The following is a 1938-nucleotide window of genomic DNA, read 5'->3' on the forward strand; positions in this document are numbered from 1 at the left end:
CTGCCCTCCGCCCGCAGGGTTCTCCCACGCCGCCCCCGGCACCGTACGCCCGGGCTCCGGCCCGGACGGGACGCCCGACGCCGGGCGGCGGGCACGGTGACGCGTCCCCCCGCCGACACCTCCGACGTGGTCGTCATCGGTGGTGGCGCGGCCGGCCTCAGCCTCGCCCACCGGCTGACCGAGACGGGCGCGGCCACCGTCACCGTGGTCGAGCCCCCGGACGGTCCGCTGCGCCCGCCGGAACGGACCTGGTGCTACTGGGACCGGGAGGACGGAGACCTCGACCAGGTCGTCAGCGCGTCCTGGTCACGCCTGCGGGTGCACGGTGCCGACGGCCGCCAAGTCGTCGTCGACCCGGCCCCGTTCACCTACCGCATGGTGCGCTCCACACCGTTCGAACAGCACGTCCACAGGCTCCTGGCCCGTTCACCCGGCAGCCGCCTCCTGCGGGCGACGGCGGACACGGTACGCGACGTGCCCGGCGGCGCGGAGGTCCGGTGCACGCTCCCCACCGGAGGGCTCCTGACCCTGCGCGCCCGGCGCGTGTTCGACTCGCGGCCGCTGCCCGCCCTGCCGCCCGCCCGGACCCGGATGCTCCAGCACTTCCGCGGCTGGTTCGTCCGTACCGGCGCCGAACGGTTCGATCCCGCGGTCGCCGACCTGATGGACTTCCGCGTGCCCCAGCCCGCGCACGGCCTCGCCTTCGGATACGTGCTGCCGCTCGCCCCCGGCCGCGCGCTCGTGGAGTACACCGAGTTCTCCCGGGCCCCGCTGACCACCGGCGCGTACGAGTCGGCACTCGGCCGGTACTGCCAGGACGTCCTGGGGCTCGGCGCGCTCACCGTGGAACGGACGGAGCAGGGCGTCATCCCCATGACCGACGCCCGCTTCCCCCGCCGCTCCGGGACGGCCGTCTTCCGCATCGGGACCGCGGGCGGAGCGACCCGCCCGGCCACCGGTTACACGTTCGCCGCCGTGCAACGGCAGAGCAGGGCCATCGCCGCCGCCCTGCGCGAGGGGCACGGAACCGTCCCGGCACCCCACGGGCGACGCGCGCTGGCCATGGACGCGGTACTGCTGCGCGCCCTGGACACCGGCCGGATCAGCGGACCGGACTTCTTCACCGACCTGTTCCGCCGCATCCCGGCCGAGCGCCTGCTGCGCTTCCTCGACGGCGCCACCACACCCGGTGAGGAGTGGGGCATCGGGCTGCGCACCCCCGTCCGGCCGATGCTCCGCACGGCGGCCGAACTGCCCTTCCTGCCCCGCCGCTCCCGGCCACCAGCGAGAAACGGAGAGAGCCCCCGATGAGCCTCCTGCGCGACCACGACCTGGCCCGCGCCTTCGACCACGCCTCCCACACCTACGACAGCCTCACCTCCCTCAACCCCGGCTACCGCACCGACCTCCTGCGCTCGGCCCGCCGCCTGCGGCTCCCCGGGGACGGAGCCGGACTGCACATCCTCGACCTCGGCTGCGGCACCGGCGCCTCGACCCTGGCCCTGCTCAGGGCCGCCCCCCGGGCCCGGATCACGGCGGTGGACGCGTCGGCGGGCATGCTGCGCCGCGCCACGGCCAAGCCGTGGCCCGCACACGTGCGCTTCCTGCACCTGAGCGCCGAAGAGGTCGCGGCGGCGGACGAGGGCCCCTTCGACGCCGTCTTCGCCGCCTACCTGTTCCGGAACGTCACCGACCCGGACGCGCTCCTCGGCAGCGTCCGGACGCTGCTGCGGCCGGGCGGACGTCTCGCCGTCCACGAGTACAGCCTCAGCGGCTCGCGGACGCACCGGGCCCTGTGGACGGCGATCTGCCGAGGGGCCGTCATCCCGGCGGGCACGCTCACCGGCGACCGGGCCCTCTACCGCCACCTCTGGCACAGTGTCCTCGCCTTCGACACCGCCCCCGCCTTCCGCGACCGGCTGACCCGGGCCGGCTTCA

Annotated in this window: 2 protein-coding genes; both read left to right on the forward strand. The window is 75.6% G+C overall.

Features of this window, described 5'->3' with window-relative positions; genetic code table 11:
* Positions 1-96: 96 nt before the first annotated feature.
* Positions 97-1311, forward strand: a complete 1215-nt coding sequence (locus B9S61_RS12775) for a lycopene cyclase family protein (RefSeq protein ID WP_103542360.1) — start codon at positions 97-99, stop codon at positions 1309-1311.
* Positions 1308-1938: methyltransferase domain-containing protein (locus B9S61_RS12780; RefSeq protein WP_103542361.1), on the forward strand; the 631-nt coding region annotated here is incomplete at its 3' end. The genes B9S61_RS12775 and B9S61_RS12780, both read left to right, overlap by 4 nt.

Origin of the sequence: Streptomyces sp. SM1 (genome assembly GCF_002910825.1) — a bacterium.
GTDB classification, from domain to species: domain Bacteria; phylum Actinomycetota; class Actinomycetes; order Streptomycetales; family Streptomycetaceae; genus Streptomyces; species Streptomyces okerensis.